General features: G+C 33.7%; 25 protein-coding genes and 2 pseudogenes. 4 read left to right on the top strand and 23 right to left on the bottom strand.

Annotated elements, in window-relative coordinates; translation table 11 throughout:
- Positions 1 to 3: 3 nt before the first annotated feature.
- From P5P87_RS18245 to P5P87_RS18180, 14 genes and pseudogenes are all read right to left on the bottom strand, one after another.
- Positions 4 to 267, bottom strand: a complete 264-nt coding sequence (locus P5P87_RS18245; RefSeq protein WP_278020187.1) for a hypothetical protein — start codon at positions 265 to 267, stop codon at positions 4 to 6.
- Entirely contained in the window at positions 264 to 1,232 is a 969-nt protein-coding gene (locus P5P87_RS18240) for an ADP-ribosylglycohydrolase family protein (protein WP_340696577.1), read from the bottom strand. Before P5P87_RS18240 ends, P5P87_RS18245 begins: the two co-directional genes overlap by 4 nt.
- Positions 1,229 to 1,960 (bottom strand): metallophosphoesterase family protein, encoded by a 732-nt coding sequence (locus P5P87_RS18235; protein ID WP_198855294.1) that lies wholly within the window; start codon positions 1,958 to 1,960, stop codon positions 1,229 to 1,231. The genes P5P87_RS18240 and P5P87_RS18235 overlap by 4 nt, the downstream gene beginning before the upstream one ends.
- Positions 1,961 to 1,962: 2 nt before the next feature.
- Entirely contained in the window at positions 1,963 to 2,505 is a 543-nt protein-coding gene (locus P5P87_RS18230; protein ID WP_278020186.1) for an RNA 2'-phosphotransferase, read from the bottom strand.
- 42 nt (positions 2,506 to 2,547) lie between these two features.
- Entirely contained in the window at positions 2,548 to 3,054 is a 507-nt protein-coding gene (locus P5P87_RS18225; RefSeq protein WP_278020185.1) for an O-acetyl-ADP-ribose deacetylase, read from the bottom strand.
- Between the two features lie 5 nt (positions 3,055 to 3,059).
- Positions 3,060 to 3,587: an NADAR family protein gene (locus P5P87_RS18220; protein ID WP_278020184.1), complete on the bottom strand. Its 528-nt coding sequence runs from the start codon at positions 3,585 to 3,587 to the stop codon at positions 3,060 to 3,062.
- A gap of 10 nt (positions 3,588 to 3,597) precedes the next feature.
- Positions 3,598 to 4,680: an adenylosuccinate synthetase gene (locus tag P5P87_RS18215; RefSeq protein ID WP_278020183.1), complete on the bottom strand. Its 1,083-nt coding sequence runs from the start codon at positions 4,678 to 4,680 to the stop codon at positions 3,598 to 3,600.
- 2 nt (positions 4,681 to 4,682) lie between these two features.
- Positions 4,683 to 5,087, bottom strand: a complete 405-nt coding sequence (locus P5P87_RS18210; RefSeq protein WP_278020182.1) for a hypothetical protein — start codon at positions 5,085 to 5,087, stop codon at positions 4,683 to 4,685.
- Positions 5,068 to 5,553, bottom strand: coding sequence for a hypothetical protein (locus P5P87_RS18205; protein ID WP_278020181.1), 486 nt, complete (start codon positions 5,551 to 5,553; stop codon positions 5,068 to 5,070). Before P5P87_RS18205 ends, P5P87_RS18210 begins: the two co-directional genes overlap by 20 nt.
- A 2-nt stretch (positions 5,554 to 5,555) precedes the next feature.
- Positions 5,556 to 5,891 (bottom strand): hypothetical protein, encoded by a 336-nt coding sequence (locus P5P87_RS18200; RefSeq protein WP_095928446.1) that lies wholly within the window; start codon positions 5,889 to 5,891, stop codon positions 5,556 to 5,558.
- Positions 5,892 to 6,025: 134 nt separating this feature from the next.
- Positions 6,026 to 6,859: a ribose-phosphate diphosphokinase gene (prs, locus tag P5P87_RS18195; RefSeq protein ID WP_278020180.1), complete on the bottom strand. Its 834-nt coding sequence runs from the start codon at positions 6,857 to 6,859 to the stop codon at positions 6,026 to 6,028.
- Between the two features lie 74 nt (positions 6,860 to 6,933).
- A pseudogene (locus P5P87_RS18190) lies at positions 6,934 to 7,625 on the bottom strand (NUDIX hydrolase).
- A gap of 110 nt (positions 7,626 to 7,735) precedes the next feature.
- Complete coding sequence (locus tag P5P87_RS18185) at positions 7,736 to 8,104, bottom strand: PKD domain-containing protein (RefSeq protein ID WP_278020179.1); 369 nt, start codon at positions 8,102 to 8,104, stop codon at positions 7,736 to 7,738.
- Positions 8,105 to 8,203: 99 nt separating this feature from the next.
- Positions 8,204 to 9,109, bottom strand: coding sequence for a LysR family transcriptional regulator (locus tag P5P87_RS18180; RefSeq protein WP_278020178.1), 906 nt, complete (start codon positions 9,107 to 9,109; stop codon positions 8,204 to 8,206).
- 86 nt (positions 9,110 to 9,195) lie between these two features.
- On the opposite strand from P5P87_RS18180, the gene P5P87_RS18175 reads away from it, so the two are divergent.
- From P5P87_RS18175 to P5P87_RS18165, 3 genes and pseudogenes are all read left to right on the top strand, one after another.
- Complete coding sequence (locus P5P87_RS18175) at positions 9,196 to 9,957, top strand: type 1 glutamine amidotransferase domain-containing protein (protein WP_278020177.1); 762 nt, start codon at positions 9,196 to 9,198, stop codon at positions 9,955 to 9,957.
- Positions 9,958 to 10,137: 180 nt separating this feature from the next.
- On the top strand, positions 10,138 to 11,295 hold the full coding sequence (locus P5P87_RS18170; protein ID WP_198855284.1) for an iron-containing alcohol dehydrogenase: 1,158 nt from the start codon (positions 10,138 to 10,140) through the stop codon (positions 11,293 to 11,295).
- Positions 11,296 to 11,647: 352 nt separating this feature from the next.
- Positions 11,648 to 12,644 (top strand): annotated as a pseudogene (locus P5P87_RS18165) (NAD(P)H-dependent glycerol-3-phosphate dehydrogenase).
- A 140-nt stretch (positions 12,645 to 12,784) separates the two neighbouring features.
- On the opposite strand, the gene P5P87_RS25970 reads toward P5P87_RS18165, so the two are convergent.
- The 7 genes from P5P87_RS25970 to P5P87_RS18125 all read right to left on the bottom strand — a co-directional run bounded on the left by P5P87_RS25970 (position 12,785) and on the right by P5P87_RS18125 (position 17,298).
- Positions 12,785 to 13,831, bottom strand: coding sequence for a bifunctional transcriptional activator/DNA repair enzyme AdaA (locus P5P87_RS25970; protein WP_340696576.1), 1,047 nt, complete (start codon positions 13,829 to 13,831; stop codon positions 12,785 to 12,787).
- A 6-nt stretch (positions 13,832 to 13,837) separates the two neighbouring features.
- Positions 13,838 to 14,176, bottom strand: a complete 339-nt coding sequence (locus P5P87_RS18150) for an isocitrate lyase/phosphoenolpyruvate mutase family protein (RefSeq protein WP_278020176.1) — start codon at positions 14,174 to 14,176, stop codon at positions 13,838 to 13,840.
- The gene (locus P5P87_RS18145; protein ID WP_278020175.1) at positions 14,154 to 14,615 is read right to left on the bottom strand and encodes an isocitrate lyase/phosphoenolpyruvate mutase family protein; all 462 of its coding nucleotides are present in this window, start codon (positions 14,613 to 14,615) and stop codon (positions 14,154 to 14,156) included. The genes P5P87_RS18150 and P5P87_RS18145 overlap by 23 nt, the downstream gene beginning before the upstream one ends.
- 134 nt (positions 14,616 to 14,749) lie before the next feature.
- The gene (locus tag P5P87_RS18140) at positions 14,750 to 15,157 is read right to left on the bottom strand and encodes a hypothetical protein (RefSeq protein WP_111287353.1); all 408 of its coding nucleotides are present in this window, start codon (positions 15,155 to 15,157) and stop codon (positions 14,750 to 14,752) included.
- Between the two features lie 91 nt (positions 15,158 to 15,248).
- Positions 15,249 to 16,268, bottom strand: coding sequence for a phenylalanine--tRNA ligase subunit alpha (locus P5P87_RS18135; RefSeq protein ID WP_198855280.1), 1,020 nt, complete (start codon positions 16,266 to 16,268; stop codon positions 15,249 to 15,251).
- An 84-nt stretch (positions 16,269 to 16,352) separates the two neighbouring features.
- Positions 16,353 to 16,802 carry a hypothetical protein gene (locus tag P5P87_RS18130; RefSeq protein ID WP_233074032.1) on the bottom strand — a complete coding sequence of 150 codons (450 nt, stop codon included), beginning with the start codon at positions 16,800 to 16,802 and terminating at the stop codon, positions 16,353 to 16,355.
- A gap of 139 nt (positions 16,803 to 16,941) precedes the next feature.
- Complete coding sequence (locus tag P5P87_RS18125) at positions 16,942 to 17,298, bottom strand: hypothetical protein (protein ID WP_111377556.1); 357 nt, start codon at positions 17,296 to 17,298, stop codon at positions 16,942 to 16,944.
- Between the two features lie 244 nt (positions 17,299 to 17,542).
- Between P5P87_RS18125 and P5P87_RS18120 the strand changes: the two genes are divergently transcribed.
- Positions 17,543 to 18,091 (top strand): CvpA family protein, encoded by a 549-nt coding sequence (locus P5P87_RS18120; RefSeq protein ID WP_278020174.1) that lies wholly within the window; start codon positions 17,543 to 17,545, stop codon positions 18,089 to 18,091.
- Positions 18,092 to 18,414: 323 nt separating this feature from the next.
- On the opposite strand, the gene P5P87_RS18115 is transcribed toward P5P87_RS18120, so the two are convergent.
- Both P5P87_RS18115 and P5P87_RS18110 read right to left on the bottom strand, forming a co-directional pair.
- A complete protein-coding gene (locus P5P87_RS18115) occupies positions 18,415 to 20,310 on the bottom strand; it encodes a glycosyl hydrolase family 95 catalytic domain-containing protein (RefSeq protein WP_278020173.1) in 1,896 nt (631 codons plus the stop codon).
- Positions 20,311 to 20,326: 16 nt separating this feature from the next.
- Complete coding sequence (locus P5P87_RS18110) at positions 20,327 to 20,872, bottom strand: glycoside hydrolase family 95 protein (protein WP_278020172.1); 546 nt, start codon at positions 20,870 to 20,872, stop codon at positions 20,327 to 20,329.
- Between the last annotated feature and the right edge of the window lie 68 nt (positions 20,873 to 20,940).

The raw sequence follows: 20,940 nt of genomic DNA, 5'->3' as shown, positions 1-20,940 counted from the left end.
AATTCAAATATTCCTGAATCCAGTCATTCTGCATTGCAATTTCCTGTAAAGTCCGGTTGGAGCAAATAAGTATCCTAAAACCTGTACCCCTTTTATGTTTCTATCCTGCAGCAAATTATCAATTATATTTATTTCGGCAATTAATTCTTCTGCCGAATTATAATTTGTCCATAATAAATCTGTTTCCTCGGTAATTTTAGACTTAATTATTCCAAGTATTTTTAATACCGCATCCCAATCAGTATCTCTATTTTTCTCTTCGGTCATGACTGTGATAATTTCTTCGACAATCTATTCGCTAAATCTTTTATATCACTAGCCCTTGCTAAATTCTGAATCCAGTTTTCCGATATATTTTCAATGCCGTAATAAATTCCAGCCAATCCGCCTGCTACAGCAGCCGTGGTATCAGTATCACTCCCAAGATTAACGGCTTTCAATACAACATCCTTATAGTTATCGGTTTTAAGAATGCACCATATAGATGCCTCTAAAGTATTCAATACATAACCCGAAGAAAATATTTCTGATTCAGAAAGAGATTCCAAAGACTGAACATCATAATCACCAACTTTAATAGAAAGGATTCTATGAAAACAATCAATTTCTGATTGAGGCATATCTTTATTCTCAAAAAATGATTTCACAATTTCCCGCATTTCTTTTAAAGCATCAGTTTTACTCTTTCCGTTGTATAACTTCAAAGCATATTCCAGATAAATAAAACAAGCCATTACAGAACGAATATGACGATGTGTAAGCGACGAAACTTCTTTTACATGCTGAAATCGCTGGTGTATCGGCATATCTTTAATGTAAAAAAGCAATGGCAGAATACGCATTAAAGAACCATTCCCATTACTGTCCTCCGTATCGCCACCCGCAAGTAAAGGATCATTTCCACAATGCAATTCATGAATGGCAATGGATGTTGCAATCCCGATATCGAACACTACGCCATGCGGTGTCCAATAACTATGTTCTTTCCAGTTTACAAAACGATTGGCCAGTTTCTGCAGATCATATTTTTCTGCTAATGTTTCTGCAAGGCAAAATGTCAATGAACTGTCGTCTGACCAAGTTCCTGCAGGTTGGTTGTGTGTTCCATACCCAATCATATCAACCGCAGGGGATTTTTTTATCTCGTTTCTCGAAAGAAATTCATAAGGAACACCTAACGCATCGCCAACTGCAACACCAAACAAAGCTGATTCTATTTTATTTTCCATCATTTATTTCTTCCTTTTTCATCTGGATAAAATGTCTGCACTACATCGCTCTGCCAGAATTCTTTTGTTTCAACCTCAATACAGGTTAATTTTCCATAAAAACCTGCTCCTGTGTCAATATTCCAAACATTGCAACCTTGCATTGGAATTTCTACATCGTAATGAAGCGTTGGCGTATGGCCAATATAGATTTCATTAAAAAGCAGTAATCGTTTTGGATATGAAAGTGAATCTTTTTTAATTCGTTTATCCATTGTCAGTGCCATTTCCCATAACGTTCTATCCCACGAAAAATTGGTTTGGTAATGCTCTTTTTCTGGTCCGTGCATCGATGAAAATCCAGCGTGAATAAAAAGATTGTTGTTTTCATCTACGAAATAATCTTTCATTTGATTAAAAAACTCGAGATGTTTCTGTTTTTCCGAAAAATCAACATTCTGATAACTTTCTATAGTCGATTTTCCTCCATGAAGAAACCAGATATCATTTATGACATCATTCATCAACCAATCTTGACACCATGCATCGTGATTTCCTTTTACAAAAATACATTCGTGTTTTTGAGATAAACCGATAAGGAAATCAATTACCTGTGCAGATTCGCTCCAACCGTCGACATAATCTCCTAAGAAAATTAATCGATCATTTTCAGTTACTGTAACTCGGTCCAATAACTGAACAAGAGCTTTTAATCCTCCATGAATATCTCCAAAAACTAGTGTTCTTTTCATTTTTAAAATTCAATGTATTTCGAAGGAACCTCATCTGTCAACCACACATTGTTTTCAGATAAATAAAATTTAAATCCGTCTCTATGCATCGTGCCGCTTCTAACGGTTAAAATTTGTGGCACTCCTCTTCGGCTTCCTACTTTTGTTGCCGTTTCTTTGTCTTTACTTAAGTGTACGTGCTGACGGTTCATTTTTTTCAAACCTTCTTTGCGAATGTTTTCTATAAATTTCCCGACAGTTCCGTGGTACAAATATTCCAAAGGTTCCGTTTCTGCCAGATTTAATTCAACCGAAATGGAATGTCCCTGACTTGCACGGATTTTGGTTTTATCTTCATTGTAAGCGAAACGCTTTTTATCGTTATTTTCTACAACGTAATCTAAAAGTTCTGCGTCCAAACGTTGCCCTTTTTTATTACATTTTATAATTAATTCTTCTACATCCGCCCATCCATTTTCGTCTAATTTTAATCCGATTTTTTCTGGCGAATGTCTAAGCACCAGACTCAAAAACTTGCTGACGCTTTTTGCTATATTTTCATTCATGTTAGTGTTTTCTTTTACCAACGAAATATTCCTGCGGAACATTTACAAAAGGTCTTTATAAATCTTGTAATTTTCATCATCGAAACAGACAAATATTACCTTTTCTATTTCATTTGATTTATCGAAATCTTTTACAGTTCTTACTGCGATTTCTGCGGCTTTATCTTTTGGAAAGTGATAAATCCCTGTACTGATATTTGGAAAAGCAATTGTTTTGATTCCGTTTTCAACAGCAAGATTCAAACTGTTCTTGTAACAATCTGCAAGCAATTTTGATTTTTCTTCTTTGTCACCATTCCAAACAGGCCCAACCGTATGAATAACATATTTAGAAGGCAGATTTCCTGCAGTTGTAATCACAGCTTCACCTGTTTTGCATCCTCCCTGCTTATTTCTAATTTGGACACATTCATCTAAAATTGCTTTTCCTCCTTTTCGATGAATTGCTCCGTCAACGCCACCACCTCCAAGCAAAGAAGTATTCGCTGCATTTACAATTCCATCAACCTGAATTTCTGTTATATCTGCTTTTAACAATTCAATTTTCATAATTTTTATCTCAATTCATCCCTAACTTCCATCAAAGCAAAACCTAAAAGATTTAATCCTTTCCAAGCTTCTGGTTTTAGAACATCTTTGTGATCTTCTGCCATTCCGATTCCCCAAATTGGATCGACTGGACTTGCTTCTACAATAACTCGTTCTTTAGTGTTTAGTAAGAACGTTTTCAAATCGGCGTTTTGGCTGAATTTGTGATAGTTTCCTTGTTTTACAATTTCGTATCGGTTTTCTAACCAAACTGTATCAACATAATTTTTAACTTCTCTACCCAATTTTTTAGCTTCGGCAGGAGAATCAGCTTTAAGGATTTTTTCTAAGATTTCTTGATCGTTGAATAATTCCGCTTTCTTGGCCATCATCCAATGTTCGGCAGTTTTGTAAGTTATTTTATCAACTTTAAAAGAACTCAACCACCATTGACTGAAACAGGTTTTGAGAATTTTTCCATCTTTACTTGGTTGGTGTCCCCAGAAAAATAAAAATTTACTTTCTTGAGCTATGGTATCTATATTGTATTTCATTTTTTCTATTTTATTGAAACAAAGAAGTAATGTTTTTAAAATCTTTTGAATCGGGTGAAAATGATCCGTAGATTTCATTGAATTCTGTTGTTAGATTTTCGAATTCAAAATCCTGCTCTAGTTGATCCATACAAGTTACAACCAAATTTCTTTGTACCATTGGGCTGTAAGCGACATCGAGTTTTAGAGCGTAATTAAGAAGTTCGTAATTCAGACTTCCAAAACGTAAATGTTTTTGGTATTCGTTAAAAACACAAGTTTCTTCTTCGTTATTTTTTAATTCAATTTCTCCTTCATTAGCCATCCAGCCGTGTCCGTGGCGGGTTGAATAACTTCGGGTTACGTAATAAACAGCTACATCTTCAATCTTTAGTTTATTACAAATTTCAATTGCATTTTTTGAAGTGGTATTGGCATAGGTCACATTTGGAAAAATACCGTGATCCATGTCGAGCAGAACTCCCTGGCTGCCTTCAAAAATCAGATTTTCGTATTTTGAAAGAAACGTATAATCGACAATATTCCACTTTAATTTATCTATTGCTTCTAAATATGCATTGATTTCTTCCTCAATTCCACTTTCATTTAAAAGGCCATAGTAATATGCGATTTGGTTTAGTTTTTCTAAAAGCATTTCGCGAGAAGCAATCAAATCGATGGCAAACAATTTATACGGACCTTCATTTCTTTTCATCGTTGAACCAATGCCTTTTCCGCAGGTTCCGTTTTCAATGTTTCTCACATTTCCTCTGTTGTGCCAGACGTCAAACGGAGTGGTAACTTTTGCTAAAGGATGAATATACAAATCCAGATTAGCATTTTTTTCTTTCAATTCTTCTCTTTCGTTGTACAAAAAAAGCGGATGAATCGTACAGTGCTCGCTGTAATAAGACGGAAGACCGCGAAGTGCTCCACTTGCAAAACTCGAATGCACGTGTTTTCTATTGCCGATCATGACGGTATGAGCAGCCTGTTGTCCTCCTGAAAAGCGAATAACTATAGATTCAGGGTTTTGTTTAGCCAGAAAATCTGTTGTTATGCCTTTTCCTTCATCACCAAATCCTAAACCTATAACTATTTTCGCTGTTTTCATTTTTAAAGCATTTCTATATTATCTAAGCTGTTATCACTTGCATCAGAAACTGGTATTGTTCCTAAACCAGAACTTTTATGCTTATCGCAGATAATCTTTTTAATTACGTTTGGAATTTCTCTATGATCTTCTATAGACAAACAATTTTGTCCAAGTAGTTCTTTCCATTCAACATCGGCATTTATTGCTTGTCCTGAATGCAAAACACTAATATGATAGACATCGTATCTTTTTTGCGCTTCTGCTAATAATTCAAGATGCGTGTAAGTCTGTTGTCCTTGCCCCATTATTTCTTTTATTGCCGAAGCTGGAAGTGTTTTTAAACCTGGCTCATCACCAACTGTAAACAACAATCCTTTTTGTCCTCTTTTTTCGAATGCATCAATTTTAGTGTGAAATGCTTGCAAAATACCATGCTAAAAGATAACTTTCGCCGGCGTTTCCTCCTCCACCGCCTTCAATATAGGTTCTTGTTAACCACATATCCAATTCTTCGTCACCAGATTCAAACTGTCCAACTTGAAGCGGATATCTATCGCATTCGTGATCTCCGATTCCTAAAAATAAAAGTGCTGGATCTGGAACGCCACCTTGAATAATTCCTCCCATTAATTTTGGAAGTCCTTCTTTAATCAATTCGTGCGGGATATGCCCCATACTTCCTGTAACGTCTAATCCTAAAATAATCGGAACTGTATTGGGATGAACATCAGAATCTCTAGCTTCTCTAAAAATCACTCCATTTGGATTCATAGATTCATGAGCCATATGTAACGCATTCTGTGTAAATATCTCTGCTGCAGATTTGCTAGCATAACCTACTTTTTTTGCTCTGCTTTCGCGAGCACCGAAATCATATCTTGTTCCTCCCATGACTAATATTTTTTACCAAATAAATATTCAAATCTCTTTTTTGTAACCTCAAACTGAATGTTTAAATTTCTGATTGTCAGCGAAAGTTCCATGTCTTTTTGAACAAAAGCTTCTGGCTGAAAATCGGCAAAAGTTAAACTGTTTTTATCAAGCGGACTAATATCAATCAGTCCTTCTTGTTCTCTTTCGAGTCTTTTGATTTTTAATTCGATATCTTCGACTCTTCTTCTGTAAATTAATTCAGAATCCTCACCAATTACTTTGGCTCTGTCTTCTCTTATCTGATCATTGTTTCTTTTTAGAGATTCAATAAATCGTGGTTTTAAATCGTCGCTCATAATTTTTGGTTGTTTTTATTTCAAGTTTTCTTTGTTTCAAGTTGCATGCTAGACTTGAAATTTGGGAGTTTAAGCTTGAAACGGTTAATAGATTTTTTTTTAGGTTTCACGTTCTCAAAACAGCTTGAAACTTTTTAAACTAAATTCTCCAATCTGATCACTTGAACGCTTTCGCCTTCAAAATCTTTAAAAGAATTGGTTGTAAAGATTCCATCAAAGCAGTTTAAAACTTCAAAACCTTTATTGAAAATTCCGTGGCTTACTGCTAAGTATAATTTTCCGGCATTTTTCTTTTTAAGTTCTTCGGCTAATCCTACGAAAGTTCCTCCTCCGTCGCAAATATCATCTACAATTAAACAATCCATTCCTTGCAAATCATCATTGTAAACTTTAAAACCAGATAATTTTCCTGTTTTTACATCACGGCTTTTACTGCATTCTACAACTTCAACACCTCCTAAAAACTCAGATACTTTATAGATTTTTTTCAAAGCTCCTCCATCTGGAGAAATCAATTTTACGTTTTCGCCTATTTTATTTAAAACTTCTTTTATAAAAGTATAGTTTGGAATCACAGTACTATTATTCAACAAAGCTGGTGTAACTTCAGAATGCGCATCAAAAACAAATACTTTGTTCAACTGCATTGCATTGATTATATCAGCATAAACTTTTACAGATAAAGGCTCACCAGGAATCATAACACGGTCTTGTCTTGTCGCTGGAAAATACGGAATGAAAAGATCTATGATTTTAACATCCATTCTGCGTAAAGCGTCAACTGTAACACACAACAAACCTAAATCGTTGAATGAATTTAATCTATGCGTAATAGTAACTTTTTCATTTGGATCAAAATCTGGAGCGATTTTGATGTGTGGTTCTCCTCCAGAGAAAGTAAAACTTTGAAATTTAATTTCTTCCTGATTTTGAAATGGAGCGAATTTTGGGTCGAGATTTAGTATCATAGTTTTTTAGTTTGCGTTAATTATACGCAAATGTAGAATTTAATTTTGAATAAACAATTTATTTTGTGTAAAAATTACGCAAACTTTATTTCGAAGTGAAAACCTTTAGAGGCTAAATCTCTATATTTCAATTTATTAAATCTAAATAATTTAGCAGGTCTTCCGCTTTTTATAGGTGAAAAATTATCTGTTTGCTCTAAAATGCCGAAGCTTAGTATTTTTTTCTAAAATTTCTGCGATCAATTTCTTTTTCTAGAATGGTACAATAAAGGTTTTCCAAATCTGAAAACAGAAACTCATCTGGAAGTAAATCGAAACCAATTGGCTCATAAGTTAATTTCGCTTTCAATCTTTCTATACCTTTTTTTAAAATCAAATTATGATCGAATGCTAAAGGCGGAATTTCGTCAATTTTAAACCATTGTACTCTTTCAGCATCTGTATCGGCTTTTATTTCTAAGTTTGAAGCTTCAACCAAAGCATAATACGCAACTGAAATAACGCGATTTCTAGAATCTCTATTTATATCATCTCCAAAAGTATAGAGCTGTTCCATAAAAGTCAATTGCACATTCGTTTCTTCATGTAATTCACGAATAACTGCATCGCTTAAAGATTCATCATTTTTAACCAAACCTCCAGGTAATGCCCAATATTTATCTGCCGAACCAAATTTTTGCTCAATCAATAACACGTATAAACCATTGTTCTTGTAGCCAAAAACAATTGCATCTACAGCAATTCTAATATTTTGTAATTTTTCCATAATCCTCAATCCTATCAAACAAATATAACGAATGAGGACCAACTTTGTAATCTATGCTTACGCAATAAATTACAAAGTTGATCCTCATTACTATTTTTACAAGCAGTATTTTAGTTCACCGTTACACTTTTCTTTGGGCTAACAGTACAACTCCCATCGCCTTTTTTTATCGTTACATCTGCTTTAACTTCAAAAGTTCCTGCGGCACTATAAGTATGAGACACAGCACCGGTCGAAGTATTTATGGTTTCTGTTTTTCCATCTCCAAAAGTCCATTTTACTGAAGTTATGGTATTGCTTCCACCATATTGAATGGAGTAATTTATTATTTTTGAATTTGTACCATCTGTCGAATGCTTTAATTCTGTTAATATAGAATCTCCAAAACAATCTACAATAGCTTCGTCATCATGCTTACTGCATGAATTACTAGTATATAAAACTGTTACAAGTACCAAAAATGTTGCAATCTTTCTCATAATCAATCTAGTTTTAGAAGTTAATTTACTGAACTCAAAGTTATTTTTTTCCACAAAGGCCATTAAACACCTGAATTTCAATTAATAAAAATAAAAAAACTACAATCTATTTCCAAAAAACAATTTCAGTTCTTTTTCAATAATATCAAAAAATGACTTTAAGTTATTATTTTTTGGAGCTAATAAATACACAAATTCTTCTGGCACATGAAAACTGTTCCATAACAACTGCAACTTATTTTCCTTGATAAAATTTCTTGCGTTACAGTTCCAAGTAGCGACAACTCCATCATTTTTAGATAAAAGCCTAAGCATTTCAGATTCTGAAGGAATAATGTAATTAGGCACCATAGAAGGTCTTTTTTTATTGAAAGCATGCGACCAAAATAATTTTATATGCGGAATACGTGCGTCATGACTATACCATTTCTGCGTATTCAGCCATTGCTCTATTTCTGTATAATTGTCTGCTTTTAATTTTTGGCGAAATTCGGTTATATCTAAACTTACTGGAGCAACCAAAATCAATTTTATTTTTCCGACAATTTCATAAGTAGTATCAAAAGTGTCAAATCTTTTTGTTGTTATAGCAAAGTCTAATTTTTTAGCATCCACCAATGCAAAAAGTTCATCGTTTTCTGCAAAAGTAAAATCGATTAAATCAAACTTAGCAATTAATAGATTGCCAACGCAGTCAAAAAGATGTTTTGAAATTCCGACAGAAATTAATCTGTTTGCATTTTCAGCTTTTGCTCTAAAGCCAACTTCAACACTTTCGAGACGATCTAATGCGTCTATTATCAAATTATTCAGTAACTTAGCGTATTCGGTTGGTTCTACTCCTTTAGATTTCCGATTGAACAATTTATTTCCCACGTGTGCTTCAAGCATTGAAATCTGCTGACTAACCGCAGGCTGACTCATAAATAATTCCTTCGCAGCCACTGAAAAATTACCGTTTTTGTAAACTGCTTTAAAAGTTCTGTACCATTCTAGATTTACCATGATATAAATTTATTTATAACAAACATAGTTTATTTTATTTTTACTGATATCACATTAGCTGTAAATTTGTTCAAAATTTAATACATATGAAAAAAATAACACTATTCGCAATAACTGCATTTACAGCTGTAAGCATTTCTGCTGAAGCTCAAAAATCAAATAAAAAGAGTATGAAAAAGGTATTATTTGTTGTAACCAGCAATGACAAACTGGGCAATACAGGAGAAAAAACAGGATTCTGGTCAGAAGAATTTGCTGCGCCATATTATGAACTTTTAGATCAAGGAGTTGAAATTACAATTGCATCTCCTCTTGGAGGCCAACCCCCGATTGATCCAAAAAGTGCCGATCCCGCTTCGGCAACTGAAGACACCAAACGTTTTGATGCTGATAAAGTTTTACAAGAAAAATTAAAAAACACACTAAAACTTTCTACAGTTAACCAAAAAGATTACGATGCTGTATTTTATCCAGGAGGTCATGGTCCGCTTTGGGATTTGGTTGAAGATAAAAGTTCAATTGCTTTAATTGAATCTTTTTACACACACAATAAACCAGTCGCTTTTGTATGTCACGCCCCTGCCGTCTTGAAAAACGTAAAAGTAAAAGGCGAATATTTAGTAAAAGGTAAAAAAGTAACCGGTTTCACTAATGAAGAAGAAGAAGCTGTTGGATTGACAAAAGTAGTTCCGTTTTTATTGGAAGATGCCTTAGCATCAAACGGAGCAATTTTTTCTAAAGGCGCAAACTGGCAGCCTTATGCTGTTGCCGACGGACTTTTAATCACGGGCCAAAACCCAGCTTCATCTAAATTGGTAGCTGCAAAATTGCTACAAGAATTGAAATAAAAGGGACTGAGGGACTGAGATACTAAGGTTCTAAGTTCTTCTAAAAACCTAAAAAAACTCAATCTCTTATTCACTAATTACAAATAAAAATTAATCAATCACAATGTTAAGTTCTGAGAATCTACGTTTCAACAAAAAACTTAGAACCTCAGAACCTTAGCATCTTAGAACCTAAAAAAAATGCTAAACTTTGAATTATACAATCCGACGAATTTAGTTTTCGGAAAAGGACAAATTGAAAAACTTTCTACTTTAGTTCCAAAAGGAGCAAAAGTGCTTTTGGCTTATGGTGGCGGAAGTATTTTCAAAAACGGAATTTACGATCAGGTAATCAATAATCTTAAAGGTTTTGAAATTGTAGAATTTGGCGGAATCGAACCAAATCCAAGATTTGAAACTTTACTGAAAGCCGTTGATGTGATCAAAGCAGAAAAAATCGATTTTATTCTTGCTGTTGGTGGTGGATCTGTAATTGATGGCGTTAAATTTATTTCAGCGGCTGTAAATTTTGAAGGAAATCCGATTGACATTCTTCAAAAAAGGATTTTGATTAAAGAAAATGCAATGCCATTTGGAACTGTATTAACGCTGCCAGCAACGGGAAGCGAAATGAATTCTGGATATGTGGTAACAATTGAAGCAACTCAAGAGAAATTATCTTCTGGAGGAAGTGCTTTATTTCCGCAGTTTTCAATCTGTGATCCTACAGTAATTTCGTCTTTACCAAAAAGACAAATCGAAAATGGTGTTGTAGATGCTTACACACACGTAATGGAACAATATTTAACGTATCCAACTGATGCTTTTCTTCAGGATAGAATTGCCGAAGGAATTTTACAGACTCTAATTCAAGTTGGTCCAGGCGTTGTAAAAAACCCAACCGATTATACTTTGGCTTCTAATTTTATGTGGAGCTGTACAATGGCTTTAAACGGATTAATTCAGAAAGGTGTTCCAAGCGATTGGGCAACACACATGATTGGCCATGAATTGACAGCGCTTTACGAAATTGATCACGCGAGAACTTTGGCTATTATTGGTCCAAGTTTGTATCATGTAATGTTTGAAAGCAAAAAAGAAAAACTGGCGCAATACGGAAGAAGAATTTTCAATCTAACTGGTTCTGACGAAGAAGTGGCAAAAGAAGCCATTAACAAAACTGTTGAATTTTTTCATACAATGGGAATGGATACTAAACTTTCTCAGTACACAGAAGATTATTCTAAAACAGCCGATTTTATCGTAAATCGTTTTGAAGAAAGAGGTTGGAAAGGTTTAGGAGAAAAACAATTAATAACTTTAGATAAAGTAAGATCTATTGTTGAACTTTCATATTAAGATAAATTCCAAATTTTAAAAATTCCAAATCCCAATTTTAAACTTTTGGAATTTGGAATTTTTTTATTGGAATTTCATTAAAAAAGGCGTTCTTAACAAGTTTAGGAACGCCTTTTCAAAATACTAAAACAAAACTAACTAACTCAATTTTTTTTAAATTCATTAAAATTCTAATTTATAAATTGTTATAACGCAAGTGAGATCATTTTATTGTTTAGCTATTAAAAAAAATATTTTTATTCTTAAACTTCTTGAAAGTCATTGCAATTAAAGCGTGTTTTCAAAATTTCTTAAAGCAGATTTTGCTTTATTAGCACATTATTAAGTACTTTTGTTTTAAATTATTAAAATAATGAGCGAAAATTTAAAATTTGCAGTGATTGGTGGAGGAAGCTGGGCAACGGCAATTGCAAAAATGTTATGTGTAAATCTTTCTGAAATTTCGTGGTACATGCGCAATGATGCCGCTATCGAGCATATCGAGAAATTCAAACACAATCCAAACTATTTAAGTTCTGTTGAATTTGACACCAAAAAACTCAAATTAACCAATAATATAAACGAAGCGATAGAATATGCAGATTATATCATTTTTGCAATTCCATCAGCTTTCTTAGATGCCGAATTAAAAAACATGACGATTTCTTTATCAGATAAAATTATTTTTTCTGCGATTAAAGGAATTGTTCCTGAAACTAGTTTAATTGTTGGCGAACATTTCCATATTCAATACGACATTCCATATTACAATATTGGAGTTATTACAGGACCTTGTCACGCAGAAGAAGTAGCTTTAGAAAGACTTTCATATTTGACGATTGCTTGTGGCGACCCTGATAAAGCTAAAGTTGTAGCAAAATCACTTTCTGGAAATTATATTAAAGCAAAAATTTCAGACGATATCATCGGAACTGAATATGCTTGCAATGCTAAAAAACATTTATTCTATTGTTGCCGGAATTGCACATGGTTTAGGTTATGGCGATAACTTTCAATCGGTTTTAATGAGTAACGCTATTCGCGAAATGAAGAAATTCATCAGAAAAGTGCACCGAATGAAACGTAACATTAATGATTCTGCTTATCTAGGCGATTTATTGGTTACAGGATATTCTGTTTTCTCTAGAAATAGAATGTTTGGAAATATGATTGGAAAAGGTTACACCGTAAAAAGTGCCATGATGGAAATGAGTATGGTTGCCGAAGGTTATTATGCAACAAAAAGTGCTTATAAACTAAATCAAGGTTACGGAGCTAAAACACCAATTATCGATGCTGTTTATGCCGTTTTATACGAAGGAAAAGATGCTAAAACGGTTTTCAAGAAATTGACTGAGTCTTTGGATTAAGTTTTTTTAGTGAAAAGAGACAAAAGAAAAGACCTTATTAAAGAATATAGAATAAAGAGCCAAGACTAATTCAGTTTGGCTCTTTTTTTATCTTGAAATAAAAATCTTTACTCTTGCTTCCTGCCTCTTTCTCCTTTCCTCTATCTTTCAGCATTCTTTTTCTCCAGTTCCAAAAGCCATTGCTTGCGCCATAATCCGCCTCCATATCCTGTTAGCTCTCCATTTGAACCTATAACCCGATGACACGGAATAAGTATCGAAATTCTGTTCGCTCCATTTGCATTAGCTACAGCTCTAATTGCTTCTGGTTTATTAATGGCAATAGACTGCTCTTTATATGTTCTCACGGCTCCATAAGGTATATTTTGCAGTGTTGTCCAAACTTTATTTTGAAAATCAGATCCTGGAGAGAAAATCGGCACTGTAAATTTCTTTCTCTTTCCTTCAAAATATTCTTTTAACTGTTCTTCTAAAATTTCAAAATGGATATTATCTCCCTGAATAATTGAAGCATTCAATCTTTTTGCCAATGACTTAAATTCTGTCTCCAGCATTTTTCTGTCTGTGAATTCAAGCAAACAAACTCCTTCTTTTACTGCACAGACATACATCGTTCCGAGCGGAGTTTCTATTCTTTTGAGATCAATTATATTTTGCACTTTGCTATTTTTAGGAGAAAAGCCAAATATCGATTTAAAAGAATCATTAAAACCGCTCAAAGATTCATAACCCGTGTCAAAAGCTGTTGAAGTAATACTTTCTCCTTCTTTTATTTTTTTGAAAGCGATATTAATACGAAACATTCTTTGATAAGCTTGAAATGTAATCTTATGATTTTTTAAAAACCATCGTCGCATTTTACTTGGTTCAATTCCGCGTTGGATTAAATCGGCATCTTTGAATTTTAGAGCTGGATTTTCTGAAAGCTCTTTTAAAATCTCTTTTATAAAATCAGGCGTCTCATTATATTTTTCTAATGGAAAGCAAACTTTACAAGGTCGATATCCTTTTAAAACAGCTTCTTTTGAACTGGTAAAAAATTCTACATTTTCTCTTTTTGGTTTTCTAGCTGTACAAGTTGGTCTGCAAAATATGCCAGTTGTTTTAACTGCAGTAAAAAATACTCCTTCAAAAGAAGTGTCTTTATTTACGGCGGCCTGATACATTATATCATCTGTAAGTTCCATAACCAATTATTCAAAAATGGGAGAAAAACTATTTCTTTCCAGTAACTGTAAAGTAACTTTTTCTAATTGTTTATTTAGAAAGGCATTTGCAAAATTCCCTATACTAATACGCTTTACTCCTAATAAAGTTAGCTTTTCAAAATTAGGAAGATTAGGCATACACATTACATTTAGGGGTAGTTTTGTCGTTTCAGCAATTTCCTTTATATCATTTTCATTTGTAATACACGGAAGAAAAATACCGTCAACGCCAGCCATTTCATATTGTTTTAATCTGTATTTAGATTCTTCTATTTTGTTCGGAAAATCCAAAAGAAATACATCAGAACGTACATTTATAAACATGCCGATGTCTTTCTTTTTTAAGTTTTCTGCGATTGATTTTAATTTTGTCTGCAAAAGATTCCGTTTCTGTTATTTCTCTTTTTGAGTTGATAACAACCGAATCTTCAATATTAATTCCAACTATTCCAATTTCATGCAATCTCAAAATATTTGCAACTATTTCCTCAACAGTATCACCATAACCAGCTTCCAAATCTATACTTAAAGGAATTTTTACAGCCGATTTTATTCTTCGAATCATAAAAAAATAATCCTCAAAAGGCATATTTTCGCCATCTTCATAACCTAAATCAGAAGCAATTGTCGCACTTGAAGTTCCAAGCGCTTTAAATCCTAATTTTTCATATTGCAACGCACTTTGAACATTCCAAACATTTCCAAGTAAAAGCGGAATTTCATTATAGTGCAGTTTTTTGAATTCTTCAAATCTTGTTGTCATATTTTACTCTTTTAGTTTTGACAAAAGTACTTTTGAACGAAAGCCTTCTGCAACCGAAAAATTGACAACTATTTTTTTAAATAAAAAATCACGACCATAGAGGATCGTGATTTAATAGTAATTCTTAGAATTTCTTATTTTACCATTATTCCTTCAACAAACAAAATCGGCACTTCTTCCGTTTTGTTTTCGTCAAGCGAATTGGCTTTAAAAATAAACTTCTTATCGTATAAAGTATTTCCGATGAAGAAAGTCACCATAAACTCGTTATTAAGCGCTAAAAGGCTCTTTTCTACTAATTCTATCTTCACAACAGAAACCGAAGGAACCTCAACAAAAGCATGACGCAGAATTGACGTTTTTTTCATCTCTCCATCAATAGTTCCAAATGCTTTTGAAACTACCATTACGCTATCTAAGTTAAAATCACTATCATTCACTAAATAAGCGTACCATACTTTTTCCATAAAATCGTCGCTCCATTCCTGCACTGCGGCTAGAAACACGTTTTCAACTTCTGGAATTATTATATCTTTTTTCATATGAGTCAAAAGTTTTAAAGTCGAAAGTCGAAAGTCAAAAGCCATCACTCTGAGACTTTTGACTTTCGACTTTACAACTTTATGACTTAAATTAAATATTTGCTTTAAACTGCTCTAAGAAACGAACATCATTTTCGTAGAACATACGAATATCGCCAATTTGGTATAAAAGCATTGCAATACGCTCTACTCCCATTCCGAAAGCAAATCCGTTGTATTCATCTGGATTGATATCACAGTTTTTCAAAACGTTTGGATCTACCATTCCGCAACCTCCAATTTCTAACCAACCAGTTCCTTTTGTAATTCTGTAATCAGTTTCCGTTTTTAATCCCCAATAAATATCAATTTCGGCACTTGGCTCTGTAAATGGGAAATATGACGGACGAAGGCGAATTTTAGATTTTCCGAACATTTCTTTTGTGAAATAAAGTAACGTTTGTTTCAAATCGGCAAAAGAAACATCTTTGTCAATGTACAATCCTTCCACTTGATGGAAAATACAGTGTGAACGAGATGAAATCGCTTCGTTACGGAAAACGCGTCCTGGAGAAATTGTACGAATTGGCGGTTTATGATTTTCCATATAACGCACCTGAACAGATGATGTATGCGTACGCAACAACACATCAGGATTGGTCTGAATGAAAAACGTATCCTGCATATCGCGTGCTGGGTGATATTCTGGCAAGTTTAATGCGGTAAAGTTGTGCCAATCATCTTCGATTTCTGGTCCTTCAGAAACGTTAAATCCGATATTAGCAAAAATATCGATGATTTGATTTTTAACGATAGAAATTGGGTGACGAGAACCAATAATTACGGGTTCTGCCGCACGCGTTAAATCTCCAAAAATACCTTTTGATTCTTCTTTACTTTCAAGTTCTTCCTGAATAACTCTTACTTTTTCTTCAGCAACAGCTTTTAAAGTATTTATAACTTGTCCAAAGTCCTTTTTTTGGTCGTTTGGAATATTTTTAAATTCAGTAAAAAGTTCTTTCAGCAAACCTTTACTTCCTAAATATTTAATACGGAATTGTTCTAACGATTCTTTATTCTTCTCATTAAAGGCTTTAGCTTCCTCTATGTGCTGTTTTATCTTATCTATCATTTTCCTTCGATAATTGAGAGTACAAATTTAGTGTTTTTAGTTGAAAGTGCGTGGTCACACTCGCAGTTTTAGGTTTTCTGTAAATTATTTTATCAGATTTAACTTTTCTTCAACCTGTTTGATCTTTACATGCCAATAATCTAAACCTTCCTGATTGGTTACTATTTCCTTTTTGTAGTTAGGAGAAATACTGCTTAATTTATGCCAGTTTTTATTTAAATCCCGTTCTCTTTCTTGCTTATTTGTTGGTTCAATTCTGGTGCGCCAAAAATCCATATTTTCAATATATCTTTTTTTGATCTCTTCAAAATACTCAACTAGCTTTTCTTTTGAATTCGGAATATAACCTGGTCCACTGCAACCGCAGGAGTGAAACGTAATGCCCACAGAAAATAAACTTTTAATATGCTCCCACTTTTTGACATCGTCTTTTTTAGGCGATTCAAAATCTAGTCCCATGTTTGCCATAAATTCACCACATTGCGGACATTTGGCTTCAAAAGCCGATGCTTCTCCTTTTTTTATATCAACCATCAATCTTCTTTTAAAGGTCTTTCGACAATTAAAACAAGCATAATGAGGTTTATAAGATGTCATTGCGTATCTACACATTCTCTTTAGTTTTCAGTATTCAGTCTCAGTCACTGCAAACCGAGACTGTAAACTAAAAATTCTACTCAATAAGTTTTCTTTCTAAAAAATAACTTACTATCGCTTCTTTCATTAAAACCGATTGTTCACCGGCTTTTAACGGTGGCAAATTTTCTTTTACTTTGTAATGAGGCCAGCCTTCATCGTCGAAATATTCGAATTCATAAAATCCATATGGCTCCAGCAATCGACAAATTGCAATGTGCATTAAATTCAGTTTTTCGTCTTTTTTGTATTCGCGGTGCACTTTTCCGTATTCCTGAACTCCGATTAAGTAAATTATGGCATCCAAATCTAGATCTTCGCCTTGCGAAAATTGATTGGAAAGTATATCAACGAGCTTTTCCCAGCGCTCTTTTAATTGTGTATCTCTAGACATTTAATTTTTGTTTTTTGATTGTAGATTTTAGATTGCTGATTTAAAAATCACTTCTGAAGGGGGCAGAATGCAATCTGAACTCTAAATTTGATTTGCAAAGATACAGAGTTCAAACTCAATGTACCTAAAAAAAATAAATACATCGAAAAACAGAACTGCAAAAACCTCTCAACCTTTGTCACTATGAACCTTTGAACCTAAAAAAAGATATATCTTTGCGCCTCATTAAACACCAAACCCAAACATGAGTTTTTTTGATATTATCGTTGGTGCACTTTTGTGTTATAGTTTGTACAAAGGCATTAAAAACGGACTTTTTGTAGAAGTTGCTTCTTTTATTTCTTTGCTGTTAGGAATTTATCTTGCGATTAAATTTTCTTCGTTAATGACAGGATGGATTTCAAAACATGTTTCTTGGAATCCGACCAACATTCAGATTACGGCTTTTATCCTGACTTTTATTTTAGTTGTAATTGGCGTTTATTTCTTAGCGAAAATATTAACTGGAATTGCCGATTTTGCCATGCTAGGCTGGATGAACAAACTTGGCGGCGGATTTTTCAGGATATTAAAAACGATTCTTATTTTAAGTATTTTTATTGCTTTGTTCGAAAAGATCAATTTCAATCACACTTTTGCCAAAGAAGAAACTTTAGACAAATCTATTTTTTATAATCCAGTAAAGAAAGTCGTCGCTTTTGTTTATCCATCAATTGAGAAATGGTACGAAACGTTTAAAAAAGATCATTCTGAGAAATCAGAAGATCAAGAGCAAGCCACAAACAAGGAATAATTCATTTTGTCAGGCTGAGCGAAGTCGAAGCCTTTCGTTTACAAATAAATAAACCCGACAGGTTTCAAAAACCTGTCGGGTTTATTGTTAGAAAGCCTCAGCGAGACGATATATTTATAGAAATTAAGCCGTCCGAATGTAAAGAGCTTCAGCGAAGCGAAATATTTGAATTGTAAATAATTTATATGTCGCTCCGCTGGAGCTTTATATTGTAACTATCTATTTTATTCTATAAATATTTCGCTTCTCCGAAGCTTATATTAAAAAAGAAACCCGACAGGTTTTAAAACCTGTCGGGTTTAACTATAAAATTGAATATCTTTTTAAAAATTGATTTCTTTCTTTTCTCCTTTTTTCAAAACAACCTCTTGGTTTTTATCTCCATAAATCAAAGTTGTTTTTCCTCCATTTTTAGAAGAAACAATTACTTTTTCTGGCTTTTTATTGTTCCAATTCATTTCAATTTCAAACCCACCTCTAGCGCAAATTCCTTTTACAGAACCTTCTGACCAAGCGTCTGGCAAAGCAGGCAATAATCTAATTTCATTTTCGTCTGATTGCACTAACATTTCGGCAACTGCGGCCGTACCTCCAAAATTTCCATCAATTTGAAATGGCGGATGAGCATCGAATAAATTTGGATATGTTCCTCCTCCTCTTCTTGGCGTTTCTGTTTTTTTACCGTCTGGATCAACGTAGCGCAACAATTCACGGAACATTTTATAAGCACGATTTCCGTCCCAAAGTCTTGCCCAAAGATTGATTCTCCATCCTTTTGACCAACCAGTGGTTTCGTCGCCCTTTATTTCTAAAGTTTTCTTAGAAGCTTCGGCCAAATCTGGAGTTTTTAAAGGTGTAATATGATCGCCAGGAAAAAGTCCGAATAAGTGTGATTGATGACGGTGTTTTGGATCATTATCGTCCCAATCAAAATACCATTCTTGAAGATTTCCTTTTTTACCAATTTGGTATGGATGCAAATTGGCTAAATCTGCTTCCATTTTTTTTACAAACTCAGCATCAATGTTTAAAATTTTAGCGACTTTAATCGTTTTATCGAAACATTCACGAATCATTGCCAAGTCGGCTGTTCCTCCATACATCGTTGCTCCTACAAAACCATCTGCCAATTTATATTGATTTTCAGGCGAAGTTGATGGAGCTGTAATCAAATTTCCTTTTTTATCTTCTACTAGCCATCCCATGCAAAATTCTGCCGCGCCTTTCATTAAAGGATATCCCTCATTCTTTAAATAATCTTGATTTTTAGTAAAAATATAATGTTCCCAAATATGTGTACTCAACCATGCTCCTGCCATTGGCCAACAAGCCCACATTGGATCTTCTTTTCCAAATTGTCCAACCGGATTGGTCATCGCCCAAATGTCTGAATTATGCGCTGCTGCCCAACCCGACTTCACCCCATAAAAAGTCTCAGCAGTAACTTTTCCAGTCACCGAAAGGTTTTTTATAAAACTTAAAAGTGACTGATGCATTTCTGAAAGATTGGTATTTTCTGCCAACCAATAATTTTCTTCCAGATTAATATTCATTGTATAATTACTACTCCAAGGCGGATTTAAATATGGATTCCAAAGTCCTTGTAAATTAGCTGGAACGCCTATTGTTCTTGAAGAACTTATTAGCAAATATCGCCCATAATTAAAATAGAGGATTTCTAGATTTTTATCTTCTTTTCCGTCAGCGTAGCGTAATAAACGTTCATCTGTTGGTAAATCTGGCGCTGTAGTTTTGCCTAAATCTAAAGTAACACGATTATAGAATTTTTGATGATCAGCAATATGTGCGGCTTTTAATTTGTCGTATGACTTTGTAAAAGCATTATTTAATTCTTTTTTTGCAATTGGCTCTGCTACTCCATCAATTGATGGAGATTTATCAAATCCTGTAAAACTGGTTGCTACAGCAACATAAATTATTGCTTCTGTTGCATTTTTTACACCCAAAGTTGTATCTGTGTTTACTATTGTTCCATCAGTATTTTTAATTTTTAATAGAGAGGCAAAACGTGTCCCTTTAATGATCTTTTGCTCTTTTAAAGTTTCTTTTTTCAGATTAGCTAATGCCTTCTCCCTATCAAAATAACCTGCTGGAAGATACTCCTGAGTATATTTAAAATAACCAGGATTCTCATGCATTGGAGCGCGCCCACTAAGAGAAAGAACATTTTTTTTAATTTCAACCTTTGATTCTAACAAACTGTCGCTTTCTATGTCAAAATTTAAAGCACCTTTTTCTGTCGCTTGTCAATTTAATAATCATAATTTGATCTGGAGCCGAAACAAAATATTCTCTCGTAAATTTTACACCATTAATTTCATAAGTAATCTTTGAAGTCGCATTCGAAAGATCTAACTCTCTGTAGTAATTTGAAACTTCTCCTGTATGATGATTTTTTATTTCCAATGTTCCAAGGGGCGCATAAGATTCTGAGTTTTTCCCTTGAATTTTTTTATTCAATTCTTCAGCCAACTTATAATCTTCTTTATTAAATGCATCACGAATTGCTGGCAGATTATTAGATGCATTGCTATTCATGTATGGATAGACGGGCTCGCCAGACCAAAGTGTGATATCATTCAAATAAATTTTATCCAAATTTACTCCTCCAAACACGGTTGCTCCCATTTTTCCGTTTCCTAAAACTAAGCTTTCTTCAAAGAATTCTGCTGGTTGTTTGTACCATAAAACATTTTTGGATTGCGCCGAAATGGTTGTATAGTAAAACGTGAGAAGTAAGACGAAAAATGTTTTTTTCATAAAGGTTAAATTCATTTTGGAACGTTTTTATGTTACCGATCAGATGTTCCTACGGAACATTTTTTTAT

It is taken from the genome of Flavobacterium ginsengisoli, assembly GCF_029625315.1.
In the GTDB taxonomy this organism is placed as follows: domain Bacteria; phylum Bacteroidota; class Bacteroidia; order Flavobacteriales; family Flavobacteriaceae; genus Flavobacterium; species Flavobacterium ginsengisoli.
The sequence above is the reverse complement of the archived record's forward strand: the minus strand, read 5'-3'. Positions and strand labels throughout refer to the sequence as shown.